Here is a 20,580-nt window from a genome sequence, read left to right as displayed (position 1 = left end):
CGGCCCTCGGGTTAACCTCACCAACAATAAAAAAGGGTCATGACAGCGGCCGCTGATCAGTACCCGCATGAGGAACCACTGATGAAGTCGAATACACTCAAGCATGGTTTTTTCCCATTGATCCTTACCTTTGCCTTGGGCTCGGGTGGCGCCCAAGCCGCGCCGGACATGGTTGTCGTGGGCTATGGTGGCGCCGGTCAGAAAGCCCAGGACGTGGCCTTCTTTCAGCCGTTCAGTGCGGCAGACGGCAGCAAGTTGATCCAGAGTGAATACAACGGTGAGATGGCCCGGATCAAGGTGATGGTCGACACCGGCAGCGTCGATTGGGATGTGGTCCAGATCGAAGGCCCGGACCTGATGCGCGGGTGCGATGAGGGCATGTACGAGCGACTGGCCTGGAAGACCATCGGCAACGCGGATCAACTGATTCCCGATGCGGTTCAGGACTGTGGTTCAGCAGCTCTGGTCTGGAGCGTGGCCATTGCTTATGACACCGATAAGCTCGCGCAGGCACCTGCCTCCTGGGCAGACTTTTGGGATGTCAAAAAAATCCCCGGCAAGCGCGGGCTGCGCAAACGTGCGGTGTATAACCTCGAATTTGCTTTGCTCGCGGATGGGGTGAAAGTCGAAGACGTGTATTCGGTATTGAGCACACCGGCGGGTGTCGACCGTGCGTTCGCCAAACTGACGGAGCTCAAGCCTTACATCCAGTGGTGGGAAGCAGGCGCGCAACCGGCGCAATGGCTGGCGTCAGGTGATGTGGTCATGACCTCAACCTACAGCGGCCGCATCGCCGCCGCGGTGCAGAATGGCAGTCGTCTCGGAGTGGTCTGGCCGGGCAGCCTGTATGGCATGGACTATTGGGCAATCATCAGAGGCTCCAGGCATGTCGATCAGGCGCAACGTTTCATTGCCTTTACCAACCAGCCCGATGCGCAAGTAAAGTACGTCGAGCAGATCCCTTACGGCCCTACCAATACCCTGGCCGCAGCGCGACTGGACTCCAAACTGGCCGGGTGGGTGCCGACCTCGCCACAGAACCTGATGGGTGCGTTACCGATGAATGTGCCGTTCTGGGTTGATCACGGTGAAGAACTCGAAGAGCGCTTCAACGCGTGGGCATCCAGGTAGGCGCGATTGTCCGCGCAACCCCCTGAGCAATAGGAGCCAACACCATGAATGAGATTGCACCCCCGGTCACTGCCGAGCAGGCCATGACGGAACAGCGCCTGCGTGAAGAGCTGGCCGCCTGTTATCGACTGATCGCGCACTTTCGCATGAGCGACCTGATTTTCACCCACATCTCGGTGCGCCTGCCCGGACCGGAGCATCATTTTCTGATCAACCCGTACGGGCTGATGTTTGATGAAATTACGGCGTCCAGTCTGGTCAAGATCAACCTGGAGGGACACAAGGTGGAGTCGTCGCCTCACCCGGTCAATCCGGCAGGGTTTGTGATTCACAGCGCGATTCACAGCGCTCGTGAAGATGCGCAGTGCGTGTTGCATACCCACACGAAAGCTGGCTGTGCAGTGGCCGCATTGAAGTGCGGGTTGTTACCGGTCAATCAGATTTCCCTGGAGTTCTATGGCAGGGTTGCTTATCACGACTATGAAGGTATTGCGCTGGATCTGGACGAGCAGAAGCGGCTGGTACACGACTTTGGCGACAAATCAGTATTAATGCTGCGCAACCACGGCTTGCTCACTGTCGGTGAAACTCCAGGGCAGGCTTTCATGCGTATGTACTACCTGGAAAAGGCCTGTGAGATCCAACTGGCTGCACAAGCCTGCGGTGAACTCATTCTGCCACCTGCAGCTGTCTGTGAGCACACCGAGCGACAGTTCAACGACCCCGGACGTCCGTTGCAGGAGGGTGAATTGAATGACCCGGATGCCATGCAGTTAGCGTGGGCAGCCTTGCTCCGGTTGCTGGAGCGCGTGGCGCCTGACTACCGGAGTTGAGTTGCTTGCCGCGATCTGTGTCCAGAGACGGGAGATTGAGCTGAAGACGCTGGCAGCGCTCTTGTTGTACAGTCGTTCAGCGCTGCCAGACAGGTCGCGAGCTCAGCCCCAAGACTGAATCCAGGAGATTGACCGCAATGACTCAGGAAACCCGTTTTTCCCGAATGGAGCCGGAGTTGCGTAAGGCCAACTTGATCGAGGCGACGCTGGTATGCCTCAAGCGCGATGGCTTTCAGGGCGCTTCGATTCGCAAAATATCGGCTGAGGCGGGGGTTTCGGTAGGGCTGATCAGCCATCACTACTCAGGTAAGGATGAACTGGTCGCCGAAGCCTATATGGCGATCACCGGCAGGGTCATGAGCTTGCTGCGCGATGCAATGGAACAGGCCGCACCCAATGCCCGCGAACGGTTTTCGGCGTTTTTTCGTGCATCGTTTTCCCCTGAGATGCTTGACCCGCAATTGCTGGAGGCCTGGCTAGCGTTCTGGGGGGCGATGAAAACCGCTGAGGCGATCAATCTTGCCCATGAGCACTCTTACGGCGAATACCGTGCCGAGTTGCGCAAGATCCTCAACCAGTTGGCGCAAGAGGAGGGCTGGGAGGGATTTGATGCCGATCTGGCCGCCATCGGCTTGAGCGCCTTGCTCGACGGCTTGTGGCTGGAGTCAGGGCTCAACCCGGGCACCTTTACGCCAGATAATGGCATCCAGATCTGCGAGGCCTGGGTCGATGGCTTGCAAGCCGGCGGCCGCCGTCGTTTCCGGCTGCAGACGGAGGGCTGTTGATCGATCGTTCAGCGATGGATACTCTCTGGCACTGATGCACCCATAACTCTAATAAGAAACGCGCCTTCGGGCACATGCAGGACATCAAGCGATGACACCTCGGGTACTGATCGTCGATGACGATCCGCTGATTCGCGAACTTCTACACGCTTATCTTTCGCAGGAAGGCTATGAAGTGCACTGCGCCGCCACGGCGGAGCTGGCCGAAACCTTCCTGGCTTCGCAGGCTGTCGATCTGGTGATGCTCGACATCCGCCTTCCGGGCAAGGACGGTCTGACCCTGACTCGCGAACTGCGTGTACGTTCGGAAGTCGGCATTATTCTGATTACCGGGCGCAACGACGAAATTGATCGTATCGTCGGCCTTGAGTGCGGCGCCGATGATTACGTCATAAAGCCCCTGAGCCCACGGGAGCTGGTGTCCCGGGCGAAAAACCTGGTGCGCCGGGTTCGCCATGCGCCCTTGCAGGAGCCCACAGCGTCATTGCCCCGCCAGCAAGTCAAACAGTTCGCAGACTGGGCACTGGACACCGACCGTCGGCGCCTGATCGACCAGGCGGGTGGCGAAACGCTGCTGACCCATGGTGAGTACCAGTTGCTCAATGTGTTTCTGCGCAACAGTGGCCATACCTTGAGCCGCGACCAGTTGATGGATCAAATACGCAATCGCGAATGGGTGCCCAGTGACCGTTCCATCGATGTCCTGGTCGGGCGCTTGCGGCGCAAGCTGCATGACGACCCCGCCAAGCCGCACTTGATCATCACCATCCATGGCGCCGGTTATCTGTTCACCGCCAGCGTAGCGGCCTGATTGGCATGCTGCGGCTGCTCTGGCTGTTATGGGCGCTGGCCGCCGGCACTGGAACCGTGGCGGCCGAACGCATTCGCTATTGCGATTATCCGGTCTACCCGCCGATCTCCTGGAGCGATGGAAAACAGGTGCGCGGCCTGGCACCCACCGTGGTGAAGCACCTGTTTGCCCGTCTCGGGTATGAGGTCGATATTGTCGTGCTCGGCAACTGGAAACGCTGTTTGCTGGACGCCGCCGAAGGCCGTGTCGATGTAGTGCTGGCCTACAGCACGGCGCAGCGTGAGCAGAGCATGCATTTTTCGACCGTGCCGGTGTTGCGTGAAGAAGTGGCCGTGTTCATCAATCGCAAGCACCCCGTGAAGTTCGAGCAGCTTGAAGACCTCGGCCACTATCGTGGCGGCCTGTTGTTCGGCGAGAGTTATGGGCCGGACTTCGATCGCTTCGTTATTCAGCACAACAATATTGAGTGGGTGTCTGACAGTCGACAGAACTTCGGCAAGCTGATCCGTGGGCGTATCGATTTCATTACTCAGGAGCGGCGCACCGGGGAGCTTTACGTCGAGCACCTCCCGGGGGCAGACAGTATTACGGCGCTGCCTCGCTCGTTGAGCGTGGACTACTTGCGCGTTGCCGTGTCACGTCATTCGGCCCTGGCCGAGCGCATGCCGCAAATCGATACCGAGCTGCAACGCATGGTCGACGCCGGCGAGATTGAACGCTGGTTGAACGAAAGCGAAGCCACCTACCGGGACATGATCAACCTGCCGGTGAATACCCGATGAAACGCGCGGGCCACAATGGTTTGGTGCGCCGTTTGCTGCTGTTCATTCTGTTGTTCAGCCTGTGTTTCACCGTACTGGCCAGTTGCGTGCAGTTGTATTTCGAGTACCGCCGGGAAATGCGCGATATCGACTCACGGATGGAACTGGTTCGTGCCGGGTTTCTCGGAAGTCTGGAGCGCAGCCTATGGGACCTGAACCAGGAGCAACTGAATGTGCAGTTGCGCGGACTGGTGGATTTTTCCGATGTGGCCCGGGTGCGCTTGAGCAGTACCGACTTTGAACTGATACAAGGTGAACCCTCACCGCTCGGACCTTTACGTATCGAGCGCTTCGAGCTGACGTATCAACCCCCCGGTGGCGAGCTTCGACATCTGGGTGAGCTGGAGGTCAGTATCGATCTGGGGGCGGTTCATCAGCGGTTATACGCCACCGGGCTGGCCAGCGTGTTGTGGATGAGCGTGTTCCTGTGCGGTCTTGCCGTCACGCTTTCAGTGTTGTTCTACCGTCTGGTGACCCGACATCTGCAGGTCATGGCCGATTTTGCCCGGCGAGTGGCTGCCGGTGACTGGCACGAGCCTCTGCGGCTGGACAAAAACCGCAGCGGCACCGAGGACGAAATCGATACCGTGGCCCATGCGCTGGATGACATGCGTGAGGCAATCCTCACTGATATTGACCGGCGCGAAGTCGATCGCCTGGCATTGCAGGACAATCGTGACGAACTGCAAAAAATGGTCGAGCGGCGCACGGCCAGCCTGTTGCGTGCCAAGGAGGAGGCTGAGGCAGCGAACCTCGCCAAATCACGCTTCCTGGCCACCATGAGTCATGAGCTGCGTACGCCACTCAACGGCATCCTGGGCATGGCCGAATTGCTACGCGGCGCCCGCCTTGAAGCGCTCGACGGTAAGCGCCTGGAGGCGTTGCACAAGGCGGGCGAAGGTTTGCTGACGATTCTGAATGAAGTCCTGTATTTCGCACGCCTGGAAGAAGGTGAAAGCCATCCGGAGCAGGTCGATTTCTCTGTCAGGCAACTGATCGATGAGGTGTTGACGCTGCTGGAGCCCCTGGCCCTGAGCAATGGTAATGAACTGCTTGCCCGGATTGATCCGCAGATCGCACAACGCTGCCAGGGTGCCGAACAGTTTTTGCGTCAGGTGTTGAGCAATCTGGTGGCGAATGCCATCAAGTTCACCCAGGCGGGGCAGATCACGGTCGAAGTCGCGCTGTTGGCCACTGACGCCGAACCCCCGGGGCAGCGCCTGCGGTTCAGCGTGACCGACAATGGCATCGGTATCTCGCCGGCGGTTCAGGCAAAGATTTTCGAACGCTTCACACAAGCCAGTGAAGACGTGAGGCAGCGTTATGGGGGCACGGGACTCGGCTTGGCGATCAGCAAGCATCTGGTGGAAGTCCTTGGGGGGTGTATTGGCGTCGACAGTCAGGAGGGGCAGGGCAGCCGCTTCTGGTTCGAACTGACCCTGAAGCCAGCCACCCACGTTATTGCCAATGCCCCGATCGCCAGCTTGCCGGGCCACGGGCTGAGTGTTCTGGTGGTCGAAGATGTGGCGTTGAATCGCGAAGTGGTCAGGGGCTTGCTTGAACGCGACGGGCATCAGGTCTGCCTTTGTGAAGAGGCTGAGCAGGCAATGGAGATCTGCCGCAGGCAAACCTTTGACTTGATACTGCTCGATGTGTACCTCCCGGGAATGAGTGGCGTCGAATTGTGTCGACTGATCCGTAAAACCTCCGGGCCCAATCAACACAGCCGTGTTTTTGCCCTGACCGCGAGTGTGCAACCGGCGTTGGTCCGCACTTATCTGGACGCGGGCATGCAAGGTATTCTCGCCAAGCCGCTGAAGCTCGACAGCCTGCGGCGGATTCTGGCCGGGCAATCGCCGATCCCTGGATCCGCCGGAACAGATGAATTGATGGACTGGCAATTGCTGCACACCCATCGCACCTTGCTCGGTGAGCAGAAGCTGAAAGGTTTGCTTGGCGTGTTGCGTGACTCAATCGCTCAGCACCATTCGGCGCTGATTGAAGCCATTGAAGCGGGTGACCATACGGAAGTCAGTCATCTGTCCCATCGCCTCGCCGGGAGCAGCGACTCGCTGGGGTTCAGCGCCCTGGCTGAAGCCTTGCGAGGTTTTGAGTCCGCAGCGCTGATCAACGATAGCGCTGCAATACAGGCGTTATTACCGCACTTCCAGCGCGTATTGCAGCGTTCGCGGGCGGTGCTGGAAGACACGCTGAGCAGCTGACATACAACTTTGTTACGACTTCGTACATCTTTGATCCTGGTGTACAACGCGAACTTACATGGCTTTCCAATAATCGGGATAACCGCGCTGGCCGCGGTCTTCGAAGCTTATTGGAGATAATAATAATGAACTGCCGTAAAGCTGATCTTTCCCCGCGTGATGACATCCTGTTATCCGTCCTGCACCTCTCCCGATACTAAGAGGTGCGCCATGAGCGAATCAATCGAACGTAAAGGCATACACCTCACCCGCGCCTTGAAAAGCCGGCACATTTTCATGCTGTCGCTGGGCGGGGTTATCGGCACCGGTCTGTTCATGGGATCGGGGGTCACCATCAACCAGGGAGGGCCTTTGGGGGCAGTTTTGGCCTATCTGGTGGCCGGTTTCCTGATGTACCTGGTGATGGTCTGTCTGGGCGAGCTGTCCGTGGAAATGCCGGTGTCCGGCTCGTTCCAGACGCATGCAACCAAATACATCGGGCCTGCCACCGGCTTTATGATCGGCTGGGTTTACTGGATGAGCTGGGCGACCACTGTCGGCCTTGAGTTCACCGCCGCCGGCATGTTGATGGTGCGCTGGTTCCCGAGTGTCCCGATCTGGTACTGGTCAGCCCTCTTTGTGGTGGTGCTGTTTGGTTTGAACGCCTTGGCAACCCGGGCCTTCGGTGAGGCGGAGTACTGGTTTTCCGGGATCAAGGTGGCGGCGATCCTGGGCTTTATCATCGTCGGTGTACTGGTGATCTTCGGTGCATTGCCGCTGGCCAATGGCGATCCTGCCCCCATGATGAGCAACCTGATCGGCGACTCCCTGTTTCCCAACGGCCTGTCGGCAGTGTTCGCGATGATGATGACCGTCGTGTATGCCTTTCAGGGCTGCGAAATCATGGGCGTGGCGGCTGGCGAAACCGATCAGCCGGAGAAGAGCATCCCCAAGGCGGTGCGCAACGTGGTGTTCCGCGTATTGATCTTCTATGTGCTGGCGATTGTGGTGCTGTCCGCCATCGTGCCCTGGGAGCAGGCCGGGTTGATGGAAAGCCCGTTTGTGCAGATGTTTGACATGGTCGGCATTCCTTATGCCGCTGACCTGATGAACTTCGTGATCCTGACGGCGATTCTCTCGGTCGGTAACTCGGGTCTATACGCCTCTACGCGAATCCTGTGGGCGATGTCGAAAACCGGGATGGCGCCGAAAGTGCTGTCGCCACTGAGCTCTCGCGGTGTGCCCTTGCGCGCCTTGAGCATCACGCTGTGCTTTGCCCTGGTGTCGCTGATGACCAGCTTCATCGCCGCTGACACCCTGTTTATGGTGTTAATGGCCGTGAGCGGCATGTCCGGCACTGTGACCTGGATTGTGATTGCCCTGGCGCAGTACAAATTCCGTCGGGCCTACATCAAGGCTGGCGGCAAGGTCAGCGATCTCAAGTACCGTGCCCCGTGGTACCCGTTCTTGCCGCTGCTATGCATCGCCATGTGCTGCTCACTCTTCGTGTTTCTGGCCCTGGATGAGACCCAGCGTCCGTCGCTGTATTGGGGCTTTGGTTTTATTGCCATTTGCTACGGCGCTTACTTCCTGACCCATCGCAAACGTCAGGCGGATCTGGCGCAGGCGCTGCAGACCGTTTGACCCTTCACCCAAAGCAGGCGCGGGCGGGTTCGCGACACGCACATATCGCGAACTCGCCCGTCACCACTTTGAGTCAATACGCTTCAGCGACTTTTTCCGGACAAACAAACACGCTCGTAGTCAGTTGTTCAAAGATGTAACAGCGCTTCAGGGAATGAAGCGCGCCATTGTTTTTTCTTCATACAAATCAATCAATTAGAAAAAGTTTAACGCTGTTACAGGCGATCGGCCCCAGGATTGCCGCCTTACTGAACGGTCGTTTAGTATGGCGCCATGTCGGTCCCACCTCATGACAAACACAACAATCAGAGGACTCATATGACTACTCAAATGTCTCTGCTCAGCCAGGTTGAAGCAGGCGTTGCATGGATCACGCTTAACCGCGTGCCGCAGCGTAATGCGCTGGATATCCCAACCCTGAAAAACCTTCACGCGTTGCTCGATCAGTTCAATCTCGATCCTTCTGTGCGCGCTGTGGTTTTGACTGGGTCCGGTCGCAGCTTTTGCGCGGGTGCCGACCTTGCCGAATGGGCCGAAGCCGAGTCTCGCGGAGCGCTGGAAACCTATGGCTGGACCGAAACCGCCCATGCCTTGATGAGCTGCCTGTACCACTTTGATAAACCGACCGTCGCGGCCATCAATGGCACCGCCGTGGGCGCCGGTATGGACTTGACGCTGTGTTGCGATTTTCGCCTTGCGGCCCAGTCCGCCCGATTCAAGGCCGGTTACACCAGCATGGCGTACTCGCCTGATGCCGGTGCCAGCTGGCATCTGCCGCGCCTGATAGGAACCGAGCAGGCCAAGCGTCTGCTGTTTCTCGATGAGCTCTGGGGCGCCGACCGGGCCCTGGCGGCCGGTCTGGTCAGCGAAGTGTGTGCCGATGAGCAACTGTTGGCCGCGGCGGCTGAGCTGGCGTCGCGCCTGGCTAGCGGCCCGACGTTCGCCTTTGCCCAAACTAAAAAACTGATGCGCGAAGGCGCTCAACGCAGCTTGCCGGAACAACTGGACGCAGAACGGGCTGCCGGTTTGCTCTGCGGGCGCAGTCGAGACGGCGCTGAAGCCTTGCGGGCGGCCATGGAGAAACGCGCCCCGGTCTTTTCAGGCAATTAAACACGGCACCCACGACTCAACAGCCCCAGAACACTCGGTTATCGAAGAGCAGGTAGCGCAATGAATTTCCAGCTGACCCAAGAACAAGAAATGTTGGTGGATGCCGTACGCAGTTTTGTTGCCAAAGAACTGCTGCCACATGAAGAAGCGGTAGATCGCGCCGATGAGGTCTGCCCTGAACTCGCCGCACAGATTCGTGGCAAGGCCCTGGCAGCAGGCTTCTATGCCTTCAATATGCCGGAAGAAGTAGGCGGCGGCGGGCTCGACTACCTGTCCCAGGCGCTGATCGAACGCGAACTGTCCAAAGTGTCGTGGGCTCTGCATGTGTTTGTCGCACGACCGTCGAAGATTCTCATGGCCTGTACCGGCCAGCAGATCCAGGACTACCTGCTGCCGTGCATTCAGGGTGAAAAAACCGACTGCTTCGCACTCACCGAGCCCGGCGCCGGGTCTGATGCCAATGCGATCAAAACCCGAGCGGTACGAGAGGGCGATGACTTTGTGCTGAACGGCAGCAAGCACTTTATCAGCCATGCCGGGCACGCTGACTTCGCCATTGTGTTCGCGGTGACCGATACCTACGTACACAACGGGCGCACGCGTAATGCCGTGACCGCCTTTCTGGTCGACCGCGACACGCCGGGCATGACCATCCGCCGTGGCCCGAAATGCGTCAGCAACCGCGGCTATCACACTTACGAAATGTTCTTCGACGATTGCCGTGTGCCGGCCTCCAAAGTGCTCGGTGAAGTCGGCAAGGGTTGGGACGTGGCGAATGCCTGGTTAACGGCCGGGCGGGTGATGGTGGCTGCCAACTGCGTGGGTCAGGCCCAGCGGGCGCTGGACGTTTCGCTGCAATGGGCGGCGGATCGCAAGCAGTTCGGTCAACCCATCGGGACCTTCCAGGGGGTGTCGTTCAAGCTGGCCGACATGGCCACGCAAATCCGGGCGGCGGAACTGATGACCCTGCACACCGCCTGGAAAATGGATCAAGGCAGCATGACTGACGGCGAAGCCGGCATGGCCAAGTTGTTCGCCAGTGAAGTGCTGGGGCGTGTGGCGGATGAGGCGGTGCAGATTTTCGGGGGCATGGGCTTGATGGACGAAGGCCCGGTGGAGCGCATTTGGCGCAATGCCCGGATCGAGCGGATCTGGGAGGGGACCTCCGAAATCCAGCGTCACATCATTTCACGCGAACTGCTGCGGCCGCTGCTGCGCTGACCGGAGAACGCACATGTCTCAACACATTCGTGACAACTTCAAGCGCCTGCTCGCACCGCGCCATGTGGCGTTTATCGGCGGGCGCAGCATGGCCCGCGCGCTTCAGCGTTGCGCAGAGGGCGGCTACCTGGGGCAGATGTGGCTGGTCAATCCGCAGCATGACAGCCTCGAAGGCGTGCCATGTGTGCGCAGCGTCGCAGAGCTGCCATGTGGGCCGGACGCGGTATTCATTGCCACCAATCGTGATCTGACCTTGATCTGCGTCGCCGAGCTGGCGGCCAAAGGCGCAGGCGGCGCGATCTGCTATGCCTCCGGTTTTGCCGAGATCGGACCGCAAGGCCAGGCCTTGCAAGATCAGTTGCTTCAGGCCGCCGGCGACATGGCCTTGCTCGGCCCCAACTGTTACGGCGTGCTCGACTACCTGCACAGCTGCGCATTATGGCCGGTCGCCCATGGCGGCAAGACGGTGGAGAAGGGCGTGGCAGTGCTGACCCAGAGCGGTAACTTCGCCTATAACCTTTCCATGAGTGATCGCTCGCTGCCTGTGGCCTACATGGTTTCAGTCGGCAATCAGGCGCAACTGGGCATCGCCGAATTGATGGATGTGCTGCTCGATGAGCCGCGTGTCACGGCGATCGGTTTGCACCTTGAAGGGCTGAAGAACGTTCCGGGATTCGCCCGCGCTGCGCACAAGGCGCTGGAGAAAGGGATTCCGATCATTGCCCTGAAAACCGGTGTGTCGCAAATCGGTGCAGAACTGGCGCTGAGCCACACCAGTTCGCTGGCCGGCTCCGATGCGCTGTACGACAGTTTGTTCGACCGCCTCGGGGTCATTCGGGTCAGTGGTCCGGTGAGTTTTGTTGAAACACTCAAAGCCGCTGCCTGCGGCAACTTGCCAGCGGGCAAGAGCCTGATCGCCCTGGCGTGCTCGGGTGGCGATGCCGGGCTGATTGCCGACTACGCCGAACGCAATGATTTGAGCCTGCCACCCCTGGACGAGGGGCAGCGCCTCGAACTGGATAAAGTCCTGCCGAGTTACGCCAACCTGGTCAATCCTCTGGACTTCACCACAGCGATTTGGGGGGAACGCAACGCTCTGGAACAGATGCTCGACAGTGCCCTGCGCACCGAAGCAGACGCCGCGGTGCTGGTACTGGATTACCCCTCTGAGGCGACCGGAGAACGCAAGGAATGCGACCTGCTGCTGGAGCTGTACTGCTCGGCGCTGAGCCGTCATGGCAAGACCGGTTTTGTCTCCTCGGCCTTCCCTGAATTGCTGCCGGCCAGTGCCCGTGAGCGCCTGCATGCCCACGGCGTAGCGGCGCTGCAAGGGGTTGAGGATGGGTTCGCCGCGTGGGGTGCCATTGCCGGTTACCAGCAACGACGCCAGGCATTGCTGGCACTCGGTGAGTCTGCGTTGCTGCCGCTTGCGCCACACGCGCTGGAAGGCAACGGGCAGTTGCTGGATGAGTGGCAGTCGAAGCAGGCCCTGCAAGCCTTTGGCTTGCCGACCCCGCGAGGGGTATTGACGACACCCAGCGAGGCTCTGGATGCGGCGAACACGCTGGGTTATCCCTTGGCGCTCAAGGCGGTCAGCGCCCGATTGCCGCACAAGACCGAAGCCGGTGCGGTGGCATTGAATCTGCGAGATGCCCAGGCCTTGAGTGCCGCCCTGGAACAGATGCGCGGGCGGATTGCCGACTACGCGCCGGGGGTGCCGTTCGACCAGGTGTTGCTGGAAAGCATGGCGTCGCCACCACTGGCTGAGCTGATTGTAGGGGTCAAGCGTGAAACCGGCTTTGGCCTGGCGCTGGTCATTGGCACCGGCGGGATTCTGGTTGAATTGCTCAAGGACAGCCGCAGCCTGTTGCTGCCGACCACCGATAACGCCATTCGCGGCGCAGTGCTGAGCCTGCGCAGTGCCCCGTTGCTGCAAGGTTTTCGCGGCCGCGAAGCCGCGGACATGGACGCGCTGGTCGCCGCCATCCGGGCGGTGGCGGACTACGCCTGCGAAAACGCCGGGCAATTGCTCGAACTTGATGTAAACCCATTATTGGTCGGTGCCCAAGGCACGACTGCGGTCGATGCGTTAATTCGTCTCGGCCACGCCTGAGGACATGAGCATGCAAAGCAAAACCTTGACCGGTGGCCAGGCGTTGGTGCGTCTATTGGCAAATTACAACGTCGACACCGTGTTCGGCATTCCCGGAGTGCATACCCTGGAGTTGTATCGCGGCTTGCCTGGCAGCGGCATTCGCCATGTCCTGACCCGGCACGAGCAGGGCGCCGGGTTCATGGCGGACGGCTATGCGCGCGTCAGCGGCAAACCGGGCGTGTGCTTCATCATTACCGGCCCCGGCGTGACCAACGCGGCTACGGCTATCGGCCAAGCGTACGCCGACTCGATTCCGATGCTGGTGATTTCCAGCGTTAACCACACGGAGAGTCTTGGCAAAGGGTGGGGGTGCTTGCACGAGACCCAGGATCAACGTGCCATGACCGCACCCATCACCGCGTTTTCAGCGGTGGCATTGACTGCCGAGGACATCCCGCAGCTGATTGCCCGGGCTTACGCGGTGTTCGACAGTGAGCGGCCGCGTCCGGTGCACATTTCGCTGCCGCTGGATGTGCTGGCTGCGCCAGTGGCCCGCGACTGGAGTCATGAGGTGGTGCGCCGTCCCGGACGCGGTGTCCCGTCGAGCGAGGTGCTGGATCAGGCCGTGGCGAAACTGAAGGCTGCACGACGACCGATGATCATTGCCGGCGGTGGCGCCTTGCAGGCGGCTCAAACGCTGCAAGCCCTGAGCACGCGCCTGGCTGCACCGTTTTTCAGTAGCGTCGCCGGCAAGGGATTGTTGCCGCCGAACGCGCCATTGAATGCGGGCGCAACGTTGTGTATTGAGCCCGGTTGGCAGCTGATTGCCGAAGCGGATGTGGTACTGGCCGTTGGCACGGAGATGGCGGATACCGATTATTGGCGTGAGCGTCTGCCACTGAATGCCGAACTGCTGCGGGTGGATATCGATCCGCGCAAGTTCAATGACTTCTACCCCTGTGCCGTGGCGTTGCAGGGCGATGCCCAGCAGACCGTGGCTGCGTTGTTGGCGCGCCTGCCCGAGGCGGCACGTGATGCCAGCGCGGCCATTCAAACCGTCAGTACGTTGCGTCAGGCCGTCAAGGCCGGGCATGGCGCTTTGCAGTCGATTCACCAGGCGATTCTCGACCGGGTTTCAGCAGAGCTGCCGGCCAACGCCTTTGTCAGCAGCGACATGACTCAGCTGGCCTACACCGGTAACTACGCGTTCAGCAGTCATGCGCCGCGCAGCTGGTTGCATCCGACAGGCTACGGCACCCTGGGCTACGGTCTGCCGGCGGGTATCGGTGGCAAATTCGGCGCGCCGGACCGGCCCGGGTTGGTGCTGGTCGGCGACGGCGGTTTTCTCTACACCGCACAAGAGCTGGCAACCGCGGTAGAAGAGTTGGACAGTCCATTGGTGATTCTGCTCTGGAACAATGACGCGTTGGGGCAGATCCGTGATGACATGATCGGCCTGGATATCGAGCCGATTGGTGTGCTGCCGCGCAACCCCGACTTCGCTGCGCTGGCCCGTGCCTTTGGTTGCACCGTGACCCAGCCGCAGAACCTGAATGAATTGCAAATGGACCTGCGTGCAGGATTTAGCCGAAACGGCGTCACCCTGATCGAACTCAAGCACGCGTGCGCGCTGGTCGGTTAACCCCACTATAAGGAACAAACCATCATGCGTTTTTCCGATCTGACTCAACGTATCGCCGGTGACGGCGCGGCAGCCTGGGACATTCACTACCGCGCCATCGCACTTCAGGAGCAGGGCCACGACATTCTGCTGCTATCGGTAGGCGATCCGGATTTCGATACCCCGGCCCCCATCGTGCAAGCGGCAATCGACAGCCTGCTCACAGGCAATACCCATTACGCCGAAGTCCGCGGCAAGCGTGCCTTGCGTGAAAGCATTGCCCGGCGCCATCAGCAACGCAGTGGCCAACAGGTCGATGCCGATCACGTCGTGGTGCTGTCCGGTGCGCAATGTGCGTTGTTCAGCGTTGTGCAGTGCGTGCTCAACCCGGGTGATGAAGTGATTGTCGCCGAGCCGATGTACGTCACCTATGAAGCTGTGTTCGGGGCCTGTGGTGCGGTGGTCATTCCGGTGCCGGTGCGCTCCGAAAATGGCTTTAGGGTATTGCCCGAAGACGTCGCTGCGCGCATTACACCGCGCACCCGGGCGCTTGCACTTAACAGCCCGCATAACCCCTCCGGTGCCAGTTTGTCCCGCTCCACCTGGGAGGCGCTGGCCGAGCTGTGCATTGCCCATGATCTATGGCTGATCTCCGATGAGGTCTACAGCGAATTGCTGTTCGAGGGCGAGCACATCAGCCCGGCCAGTTTGCCTGGCATGGCGCAGCGCACGGCGACCCTGAACAGCCTCTCGAAATCTCACGCCATGACGGGCTGGCGTGTTGGCTGGGTGGTTGCACCGCAGGCACTCGCCGGGCATTTGGAGAACCTCGCGTTGTGCATGCTTTATGGCTCTCCGGATTTCATTCAGGACGCGGCAGTGGTCGCGCTGGAAGCGGAGCTGCCGGAGCTTGAAGCCATGCGTCAGGCCTATCGCCAGCGCAGGGATCTGGTGTGCGAAAGCCTGTCTGCGTGCCCGGGGCTGCGTGCCTTGAGACCGGATGGCGGCATGTTCGTGATGGTTGATATCCGTGAAACCGGGCTTAGCGCCCAGGCCTTCGCGGACCGTTTGCTGGACAGGCATGGTGTTTCCGTTCTGGCCGGTGAAGCATTTGGCCCGAGCGCGGCCGGGCATATTCGTCTGGGCCTGGTGCTGGGTGCGGCGCAGTTGCGTGATGCCTGCCAACGTATCGCCCGGTGTGCCCATGAGCTGATGGAGGAGCGGGTCGATGCGTAACTACACGGCTTTATTCATCAACGGTAAGTGGCAGGCACCTGCCGGCCAGGGCATGGCTGAAGTGATCAATCCGGCAACGGAGCAGGTCGCAGGGCGAGTGCCCATGGGCGACGAACGTGATGTCGACCGGGCCGTGGCCGCCGCGCGACAGGCCTTTGGCCCGTGGTCGCGAACGTCATCCGCCGAGCGCGCAGGTTATATCCGGGCTTTGGCAGAACAGCTGCGTGCAAGAGCAGACGAGATGGCGGGCGTCATCACGGCCGAACTGGGCATGCCGGTGCAATGGTGCCGCTCGGTACAAGTCGAAGGGCCGATTACCGGGCTTGAGCAGTACATCGAAATCGCCGGGCTTATGGATGAAGTGCGCGAGGTCGGCAGTTCATTAGTGGTCCGTGAACCGGTTGGCGTTTGCGCGTTCATTAACCCTTGGAATTACCCGCTGCATCAGTTGATAGGCAAATTGGCCCCGGCACTGGCCGCAGGTTGTACCGTCGTGGTCAAACCGAGTCAGGAAACCCCGCTTCACGCGTTCTTGCTGGCTGAAATGATCGAAGCCATCGGTTTGCCTGCCGGGGTCTTCAATCTGGTCAGCGGGCCGGGCTCGAAGGTCGGTGAGGCACTGGCCAGGCACCGTGACGTGGACATGGTCTCGTTTACGGGGTCTACCGGTGCGGGCATTCGTGTGGCGCAGGCCGCAGCGCCGTCGGTCAAGCGGGTCTGCCTTGAACTGGGTGGCAAATCCCCGTTGCTGATCGGTGAGGATGCCGACCTGGCTGCCGCCGTGCGTTATGGCGTGCAAGACGTGATGATCAACTCCGGGCAGACCTGCACGGCGCTGACGCGCATGCTATTGCCTGCCAACCGCTATGCCGAAGCACTGGAGTTGGCCGTGGCCGAGACTCAAAGCCTGCGCCTGGGCGATCCGCTCGACCCGCAGAGTTTCTTGGGGCCGATGTGTTCGGCCGCGCAGCGGCGTACCGTACGTGACTACATAAACGTCGGCCAGGAGGAGGGCGCTCGCCTGTTATGTGGCGGCGGTACGGCAGAGGAGTTTGAGCGCGGTTTCTACGTCAAGCCAACGCTGTTTGCCGATGTCGACAACCGGATGCGTATCGCTCAAGAGGAAATCTTCGGGCCGGTGTTGTGCCTGATCCCCTATACCCACGAGGCCGAGGCCATACACATCGCCAACGACTCACCGTTCGGCCTGTCCAGTGGCGTATGGGCCGGTAGCCGAGAACGGGCTGTCGACCTGGGTCGGCAGCTCCGTGCTGGCCAGTGCTTTATCAACGGCGGAGCGTTCAACTACCAGGCTCCGTTTGGCGGCTACAAACAGTCCGGCAATGGCCGCGAGTGGGGCGAAGAAGGGCTGGCCGAATTCGTCGAAGTGAAAGCGTTGCAACTGTGATCCTGACCTGACGCCGTCCGTTCTTCGCCTCAAACACTTGAAAGCATCCAGGGAATTACCATGAACGTATTGATCGTCCACGCACATCCTGAACCCAACTCTTTCACCGCAGCCTTGCGCGACCAAGCGGTTGAAACCCTCAAAACCCAAGGGCATGAAGTGCAAGTCAGTGATTTGTATGCCATGAACTGGAACCCGGTAGCCAGTGCCAATGATTTCTCAGCGCGTGAAAACCCGGACTACCTGGTTTATGCACTGGAGCAGCGCCTGGGGGTCAAAAAACAAGCACTGGCAGCGGATATCCAGCAAGAACTGGACAAGCTGCTGTGGGCCGATTTGCTGATCCTGAATTTTCCGATTTTCTGGTTCTCGGCACCGGCGATACTCAAAGGCTGGATTGACCGGGTATTGGTATCCGGCATTTGTTACGGCGGCAAACGCTTCTACGACCAGGGCGGACTCAGCGGCAAGAAGGCGTTGGTGACGGTGACCCTGGGCGGGCGCGAGCACATGTTCGGTGAAGGTGCCATTCACGGCCCGCTGCAAGACATGCTGCGGCCGATTCTGCGTGGCACTTTGGCTTATGTCGGCTGCGAAGTGCTGGAACCGTTTGTGGCCTGGCATGTGCCATACATCACTGACGAGGCCCGTGCGGATTTTCTGCGCAGTTACCAGCAGCGTCTCATTCATATCGCCGACGATCAGCCCATAGTGTTTCCTTGCCTGTCGCAGTTCGATGAAGCGCTTTATCCGTTGGCGGGGAATCGCTGAGCCGGTGATCGGGCCGCGGCGGGCGATTTATACCGGGCTGAGGGCAGGGAGCAGAACGGTGGGGATGGGGGATGTATCAGCGTCGAAACGGCGTGGCCGAACCTCACTGTGGATCTGTTTTGCTATAACTCAACTAAACAGACATTTAGTTGAGTTATAACTTGAGGTTATTAGCCGCTTTTTTTAGCCTGTCAGTCGAGTACTGTCACCCGCACTTGAATAACACCTTGGCGCGCAGTACTGAGGCCTCGTCAAAGGGCTCAATCGCCAGAAAATACGCCATTTGCCAGCGTTGAGTCTGTAACGCTGGCCTGGATGCAGGCTGGCTCCACGGAGGGTAAACACGCATGGCACGCTTACCGCCGACACCGTTTATGGACGTCACGCCGTGGGCCAACAGTGCATCACGGTCAAAAACAAATTGGCCACTCTGCGAGGCGCTGGCCACATTGACCACCACAAAGTCGATGCCATCTGCGTGATCCAGAGGCGCAATAACACTGTCGATACAGGGGCGTTTCCATAATGTAACGAACTGTCCAACCTTGGTCGGCGTCGTTTTGGCAACACGGAACAGTACTCGACGACCCGCCAGATTGAATTGGCAGCCTCCGTATTCGCGAGCCTCAGCGTGTGGCGAAATATCGCTCGGGCTTTTCAAACCGGCAGGCAGATAAATCGCATCAACCGCAGTGAGTAAAGCGCGAGGCAAAACAGATATGGGCATCTGAAGATCGATCCTTGATCAGAGGCAAGCGCTGCGAGTGTAATGAGTCGCCATCAGCATTGCATCAAACCCGTGGCTGAAACCCGGCAGCGTTTGATTTCAGAGACAGCATCTCCAATCTGTGATGACCCATACACGATGCACCAGATGAAATTGTTGCGCGTAAAGCATCGCAGCGCACAGAAAATGAAAACCTGCAGACCGCAGCGTGATGTGGACGAACAGTCGCCAGTAGATTGTCTCCGTTGTGGGGGCCAAGGCCGGTACCTGGTGACTGCGGTGTAAAATGCCTTCATGTGGAGCTTGAAATCTGACCTCCACTGACCCTGACACTCCAATACGAAGGTTCGCATAATGTATATTATGTTAAATCATGTGCTAGGTCAGAGACTCATCTGGCGTCCAATCTCTCAACGGGCCATGTCCTTCGTGTTCATGGCGCGTCATTGAATGAGGTGGCTGCCGATGAAGCTGATTCAGTGCCGTTTCTCTTCAGGTCAGCGTGTACCGCTGCTCGTGCTGACTGGAGATGCGGCGCCATTGCCCATGCTTGTTCCATTCATCTACGTTCAACTCCTGGTGTGTCACCCGATACATCCCGCGCGCTCGTCAAAATTCAACCACCCTGGCTAACATCGAAGTTGTATTTACAAGATGTCGCCGACGTCATTGAACGGCGCTTTGAGATCCACATCATCAACGTTCGGCCGGACCGTGCTCGTTACCGCAGCCTGACGGTCACGCCATGAGCCAGGGCGACGGTCCTGGCTCATGGGTGCTCAAGGCTGCACACGGGATTAATCATGCCAGCGTCTGAATAGAAGGCTGGCGTTAACGCCACCGAAGCCGAAGCCATTGGAAAGTGCGTAGTCAATTGGCAGGTTGCGTGGCTGCAGAGCAACGAGGCTAAGCCCGCTGGCCGCTTCATCGGGGTTCATCAGGTTGAGGGTCGGGGGCGCGATCTGGTCACGAAGCGCCAGTACCGTGAAGATGGCCTCGACGCCTCCGGCGGCTCCCAGAAGATGCCCGGTGGCGGATTTGGTGGCGCTGATCGCTACGCCGGAGTCAGCCCCGAACAACGAGTGAATGGCTGCCAGCTCTCCTCTGTCACCGACCGGGGTGGAGGTGGCGTGGGCGTTGATATGCTGCACGTCGGCGGGGCTCACAGCCGCCTGGCGCAACGCCAGTTCCATGGCGCGTCGTGCACCGCTGCCGTCCGCAGGCCCCGCGGTCAGGTGGTAAGCATCGGCGCTGGTGCCATAGCCGACCAGTTCCGCCAGAGGCTTGGCTCCCCGCGCGAGGGCGTGCTCGAGTGTCTCGATCACCAGCAACCCGGCACCTTCGGACATCACAAAACCGTCGCGATCACGATCAAAAGGGCGTGAGGCCTGCTGCGGGTGCTCGGCAAACCCGGTCGACAGCGCGCGGGCCGCCGCAAAGCAGCCCAGAGTCACTCGATCTATCGCCGCTTCGGTCCCGCCGCAGATGGCGATGTCTGCCTCACCGCTTCGGATGATTCGCGCCGCATCACCGATGGCCTGCACGCCAGCGGCACAGGCGGTTACCGGTGCGCCGAGCGGGCCTTTGAAGCCGTAGCGGAGGGATAGGTGCCCTGCCGCCATATTGGCGAGGAAAGACGGCGCAGTGAACGGCGACAACCGACGGGGGCCGCGTGTGTCAGTGGTTCGTACCGCATCGGCAATTGCGCCAAACCCGCCCACGCCCGAGGCGATGACCGTTGCGGTTCGCTCCTGCTCTGCGGCGGTTGTTGGCCGCCAGCCAGCCTGCTCCAGCGCTTCATGGGCGGCCACCAGCGCAAACTCGATGAAGCGGTCCATCTTCTTGCGGTCCTTGGCCGAAATGACGCGTTCCGGATCGTAGCCGGCAATGGCGTCCTCCTCCAGAGACGGCACTTGACCTCCTGCGCTAACCCCTGTGTCCTGGGTGATATCGCCTGGCAAGTGACGGATGCCGGAACGTCCAGACAGCAATCTGTTCCAGACTTCTTCTGCTCCGCATCCCAGAGGCCCGACTATTCCGACGCCTGTCACTACGATTCGCTTTTGACCTTCAAGATTAATCATTGGAACCTCTTCATTTATCAATCGACGCCCCTGAAAAGCAGCGTACTTAAACCCGGGGCCATACCTTTATGGCGAGAGGAC

The 20,580-nt window shown here is 59.7% G+C and carries 17 protein-coding genes; 14 read left to right on the top strand and 3 right to left on the bottom strand.

Annotated elements, in window-relative coordinates; all coding sequences use genetic code 11:
- Positions 1–81: 81 nt before the first annotated feature.
- From DQN55_RS11550 to DQN55_RS11485, 14 genes are all read left to right on the top strand, one after another.
- On the top strand, positions 82–1,131 hold the full coding sequence (locus tag DQN55_RS11550; protein ID WP_048379783.1) for an ABC transporter substrate-binding protein: 1,050 nt from the start codon (positions 82–84) through the stop codon (positions 1,129–1,131).
- Positions 1,132–1,175: 44 nt separating this feature from the next.
- Positions 1,176–1,964 carry a class II aldolase/adducin family protein gene (locus tag DQN55_RS11545; RefSeq protein ID WP_048379785.1) on the top strand — a complete coding sequence of 263 codons (789 nt, stop codon included), beginning with the start codon at positions 1,176–1,178 and terminating at the stop codon, positions 1,962–1,964.
- Between the two features lie 137 nt (positions 1,965–2,101).
- Complete coding sequence (locus DQN55_RS11540; protein WP_048379787.1) at positions 2,102–2,749, top strand: TetR family transcriptional regulator C-terminal domain-containing protein; 648 nt, start codon at positions 2,102–2,104, stop codon at positions 2,747–2,749.
- A gap of 91 nt (positions 2,750–2,840) precedes the next feature.
- Positions 2,841–3,560 (top strand): response regulator transcription factor, encoded by a 720-nt coding sequence (locus DQN55_RS11535; RefSeq protein WP_048379789.1) that lies wholly within the window; start codon positions 2,841–2,843, stop codon positions 3,558–3,560.
- Positions 3,561–3,565: 5 nt separating this feature from the next.
- Positions 3,566–4,342, top strand: coding sequence for a substrate-binding periplasmic protein (locus tag DQN55_RS11530; protein WP_048379791.1), 777 nt, complete (start codon positions 3,566–3,568; stop codon positions 4,340–4,342).
- Positions 4,339–6,603 carry an ATP-binding protein gene (locus DQN55_RS11525; RefSeq protein ID WP_048379793.1) on the top strand — a complete coding sequence of 755 codons (2,265 nt, stop codon included), beginning with the start codon at positions 4,339–4,341 and terminating at the stop codon, positions 6,601–6,603. The genes DQN55_RS11530 and DQN55_RS11525 overlap by 4 nt, the downstream gene beginning before the upstream one ends.
- Before the next feature lie 210 nt (positions 6,604–6,813).
- Positions 6,814–8,226 carry an amino acid permease gene (locus DQN55_RS11520; protein WP_048379795.1) on the top strand — a complete coding sequence of 471 codons (1,413 nt, stop codon included), beginning with the start codon at positions 6,814–6,816 and terminating at the stop codon, positions 8,224–8,226.
- Positions 8,227–8,544: 318 nt separating this feature from the next.
- Positions 8,545–9,336 carry an enoyl-CoA hydratase/isomerase family protein gene (locus tag DQN55_RS11515; protein WP_048379797.1) on the top strand — a complete coding sequence of 264 codons (792 nt, stop codon included), beginning with the start codon at positions 8,545–8,547 and terminating at the stop codon, positions 9,334–9,336.
- Positions 9,337–9,396: 60 nt separating this feature from the next.
- Complete coding sequence (locus DQN55_RS11510) at positions 9,397–10,557, top strand: acyl-CoA dehydrogenase family protein (protein ID WP_048379799.1); 1,161 nt, start codon at positions 9,397–9,399, stop codon at positions 10,555–10,557.
- A 13-nt stretch (positions 10,558–10,570) separates the two neighbouring features.
- Positions 10,571–12,670: an acetate--CoA ligase family protein gene (locus tag DQN55_RS11505; RefSeq protein WP_048379801.1), complete on the top strand. Its 2,100-nt coding sequence runs from the start codon at positions 10,571–10,573 to the stop codon at positions 12,668–12,670.
- A 10-nt stretch (positions 12,671–12,680) separates the two neighbouring features.
- Positions 12,681–14,294, top strand: a complete 1,614-nt coding sequence (locus DQN55_RS11500) for a 5-guanidino-2-oxopentanoate decarboxylase (protein WP_048379804.1) — start codon at positions 12,681–12,683, stop codon at positions 14,292–14,294.
- Positions 14,295–14,318: 24 nt separating this feature from the next.
- A complete protein-coding gene (locus DQN55_RS11495) occupies positions 14,319–15,509 on the top strand; it encodes a pyridoxal phosphate-dependent aminotransferase (protein WP_048379806.1) in 1,191 nt (396 codons plus the stop codon).
- On the top strand, positions 15,502–16,917 hold the full coding sequence (locus DQN55_RS11490; RefSeq protein ID WP_048379808.1) for an aldehyde dehydrogenase family protein: 1,416 nt from the start codon (positions 15,502–15,504) through the stop codon (positions 16,915–16,917). The genes DQN55_RS11495 and DQN55_RS11490 overlap by 8 nt, the downstream gene beginning before the upstream one ends.
- 60 nt (positions 16,918–16,977) lie before the next feature.
- Entirely contained in the window at positions 16,978–17,688 is a 711-nt protein-coding gene (locus tag DQN55_RS11485) for an NAD(P)H-dependent oxidoreductase (RefSeq protein ID WP_048379809.1), read from the top strand.
- Positions 17,689–17,893: 205 nt separating this feature from the next.
- Here DQN55_RS11485 and DQN55_RS11480 read toward each other — a convergent pair whose 3' ends face one another.
- The 3 genes from DQN55_RS11480 to fabF all read right to left on the bottom strand — a co-directional run bounded on the left by DQN55_RS11480 (position 17,894) and on the right by fabF (position 20,499).
- Positions 17,894–18,415, bottom strand: coding sequence for a MepB family protein (locus DQN55_RS11480; RefSeq protein WP_048379811.1), 522 nt, complete (start codon positions 18,413–18,415; stop codon positions 17,894–17,896).
- 647 nt (positions 18,416–19,062) lie between these two features.
- Positions 19,063–19,188: a hypothetical protein gene (locus DQN55_RS22530; protein WP_268876081.1), complete on the bottom strand. Its 126-nt coding sequence runs from the start codon at positions 19,186–19,188 to the stop codon at positions 19,063–19,065.
- Between the two features lie 24 nt (positions 19,189–19,212).
- Positions 19,213–20,499, bottom strand: coding sequence for a beta-ketoacyl-ACP synthase II (fabF, locus tag DQN55_RS11470; RefSeq protein WP_048379813.1), 1,287 nt, complete (start codon positions 20,497–20,499; stop codon positions 19,213–19,215).
- Positions 20,500–20,580: the final 81 nt, after the last annotated feature.

Origin of the sequence: Pseudomonas taetrolens (assembly GCF_900475285.1) — a bacterium.
Lineage (GTDB): Bacteria > Pseudomonadota > Gammaproteobacteria > Pseudomonadales > Pseudomonadaceae > Aquipseudomonas > Aquipseudomonas taetrolens.
The sequence above is the reverse complement of the archived record's forward strand: the minus strand, read 5'-3'. Positions and strand labels throughout refer to the sequence as shown.

Excerpts from the sequence above, each read along its gene's own strand:
- DQN55_RS11540 (WP_048379787.1), top strand. The coding sequence starts at position 2,102 with ATGACTCAGGAAACCCGTTTTTCCCGAATGGAGCCGGAGTTGCGTAAG.
- fabF (WP_048379813.1), bottom strand. The coding sequence starts at position 20,499 with ATGATTAATCTTGAAGGTCAAAAGCGAATCGTAGTGACAGGCGTCGGA.
- DQN55_RS11485 (WP_048379809.1), top strand. The coding sequence starts at position 16,978 with ATGAACGTATTGATCGTCCACGCACATCCTGAACCCAACTCTTTCACC.
- DQN55_RS22530 (WP_268876081.1), bottom strand. The coding sequence starts at position 19,188 with ATGAGCCAGGACCGTCGCCCTGGCTCATGGCGTGACCGTCAGGCTGCG.
- DQN55_RS11510 (WP_048379799.1), top strand. The coding sequence starts at position 9,397 with ATGAATTTCCAGCTGACCCAAGAACAAGAAATGTTGGTGGATGCCGTA.
- DQN55_RS11490 (WP_048379808.1), top strand. The coding sequence starts at position 15,502 with ATGCGTAACTACACGGCTTTATTCATCAACGGTAAGTGGCAGGCACCT.
- DQN55_RS11495 (WP_048379806.1), top strand. The coding sequence starts at position 14,319 with ATGCGTTTTTCCGATCTGACTCAACGTATCGCCGGTGACGGCGCGGCA.
- DQN55_RS11530 (WP_048379791.1), top strand. The coding sequence starts at position 3,566 with ATGCTGCGGCTGCTCTGGCTGTTATGGGCGCTGGCCGCCGGCACTGGA.
- DQN55_RS11550 (WP_048379783.1), top strand. The coding sequence starts at position 82 with ATGAAGTCGAATACACTCAAGCATGGTTTTTTCCCATTGATCCTTACC.
- DQN55_RS11525 (WP_048379793.1), top strand. The coding sequence starts at position 4,339 with ATGAAACGCGCGGGCCACAATGGTTTGGTGCGCCGTTTGCTGCTGTTC.
- DQN55_RS11480 (WP_048379811.1), bottom strand. The coding sequence starts at position 18,415 with ATGCCCATATCTGTTTTGCCTCGCGCTTTACTCACTGCGGTTGATGCG.
- DQN55_RS11500 (WP_048379804.1), top strand. The coding sequence starts at position 12,681 with ATGCAAAGCAAAACCTTGACCGGTGGCCAGGCGTTGGTGCGTCTATTG.
- DQN55_RS11520 (WP_048379795.1), top strand. The coding sequence starts at position 6,814 with ATGAGCGAATCAATCGAACGTAAAGGCATACACCTCACCCGCGCCTTG.
- DQN55_RS11535 (WP_048379789.1), top strand. The coding sequence starts at position 2,841 with ATGACACCTCGGGTACTGATCGTCGATGACGATCCGCTGATTCGCGAA.
- DQN55_RS11545 (WP_048379785.1), top strand. The coding sequence starts at position 1,176 with ATGAATGAGATTGCACCCCCGGTCACTGCCGAGCAGGCCATGACGGAA.
- DQN55_RS11505 (WP_048379801.1), top strand. The coding sequence starts at position 10,571 with ATGTCTCAACACATTCGTGACAACTTCAAGCGCCTGCTCGCACCGCGC.
- DQN55_RS11515 (WP_048379797.1), top strand. The coding sequence starts at position 8,545 with ATGACTACTCAAATGTCTCTGCTCAGCCAGGTTGAAGCAGGCGTTGCA.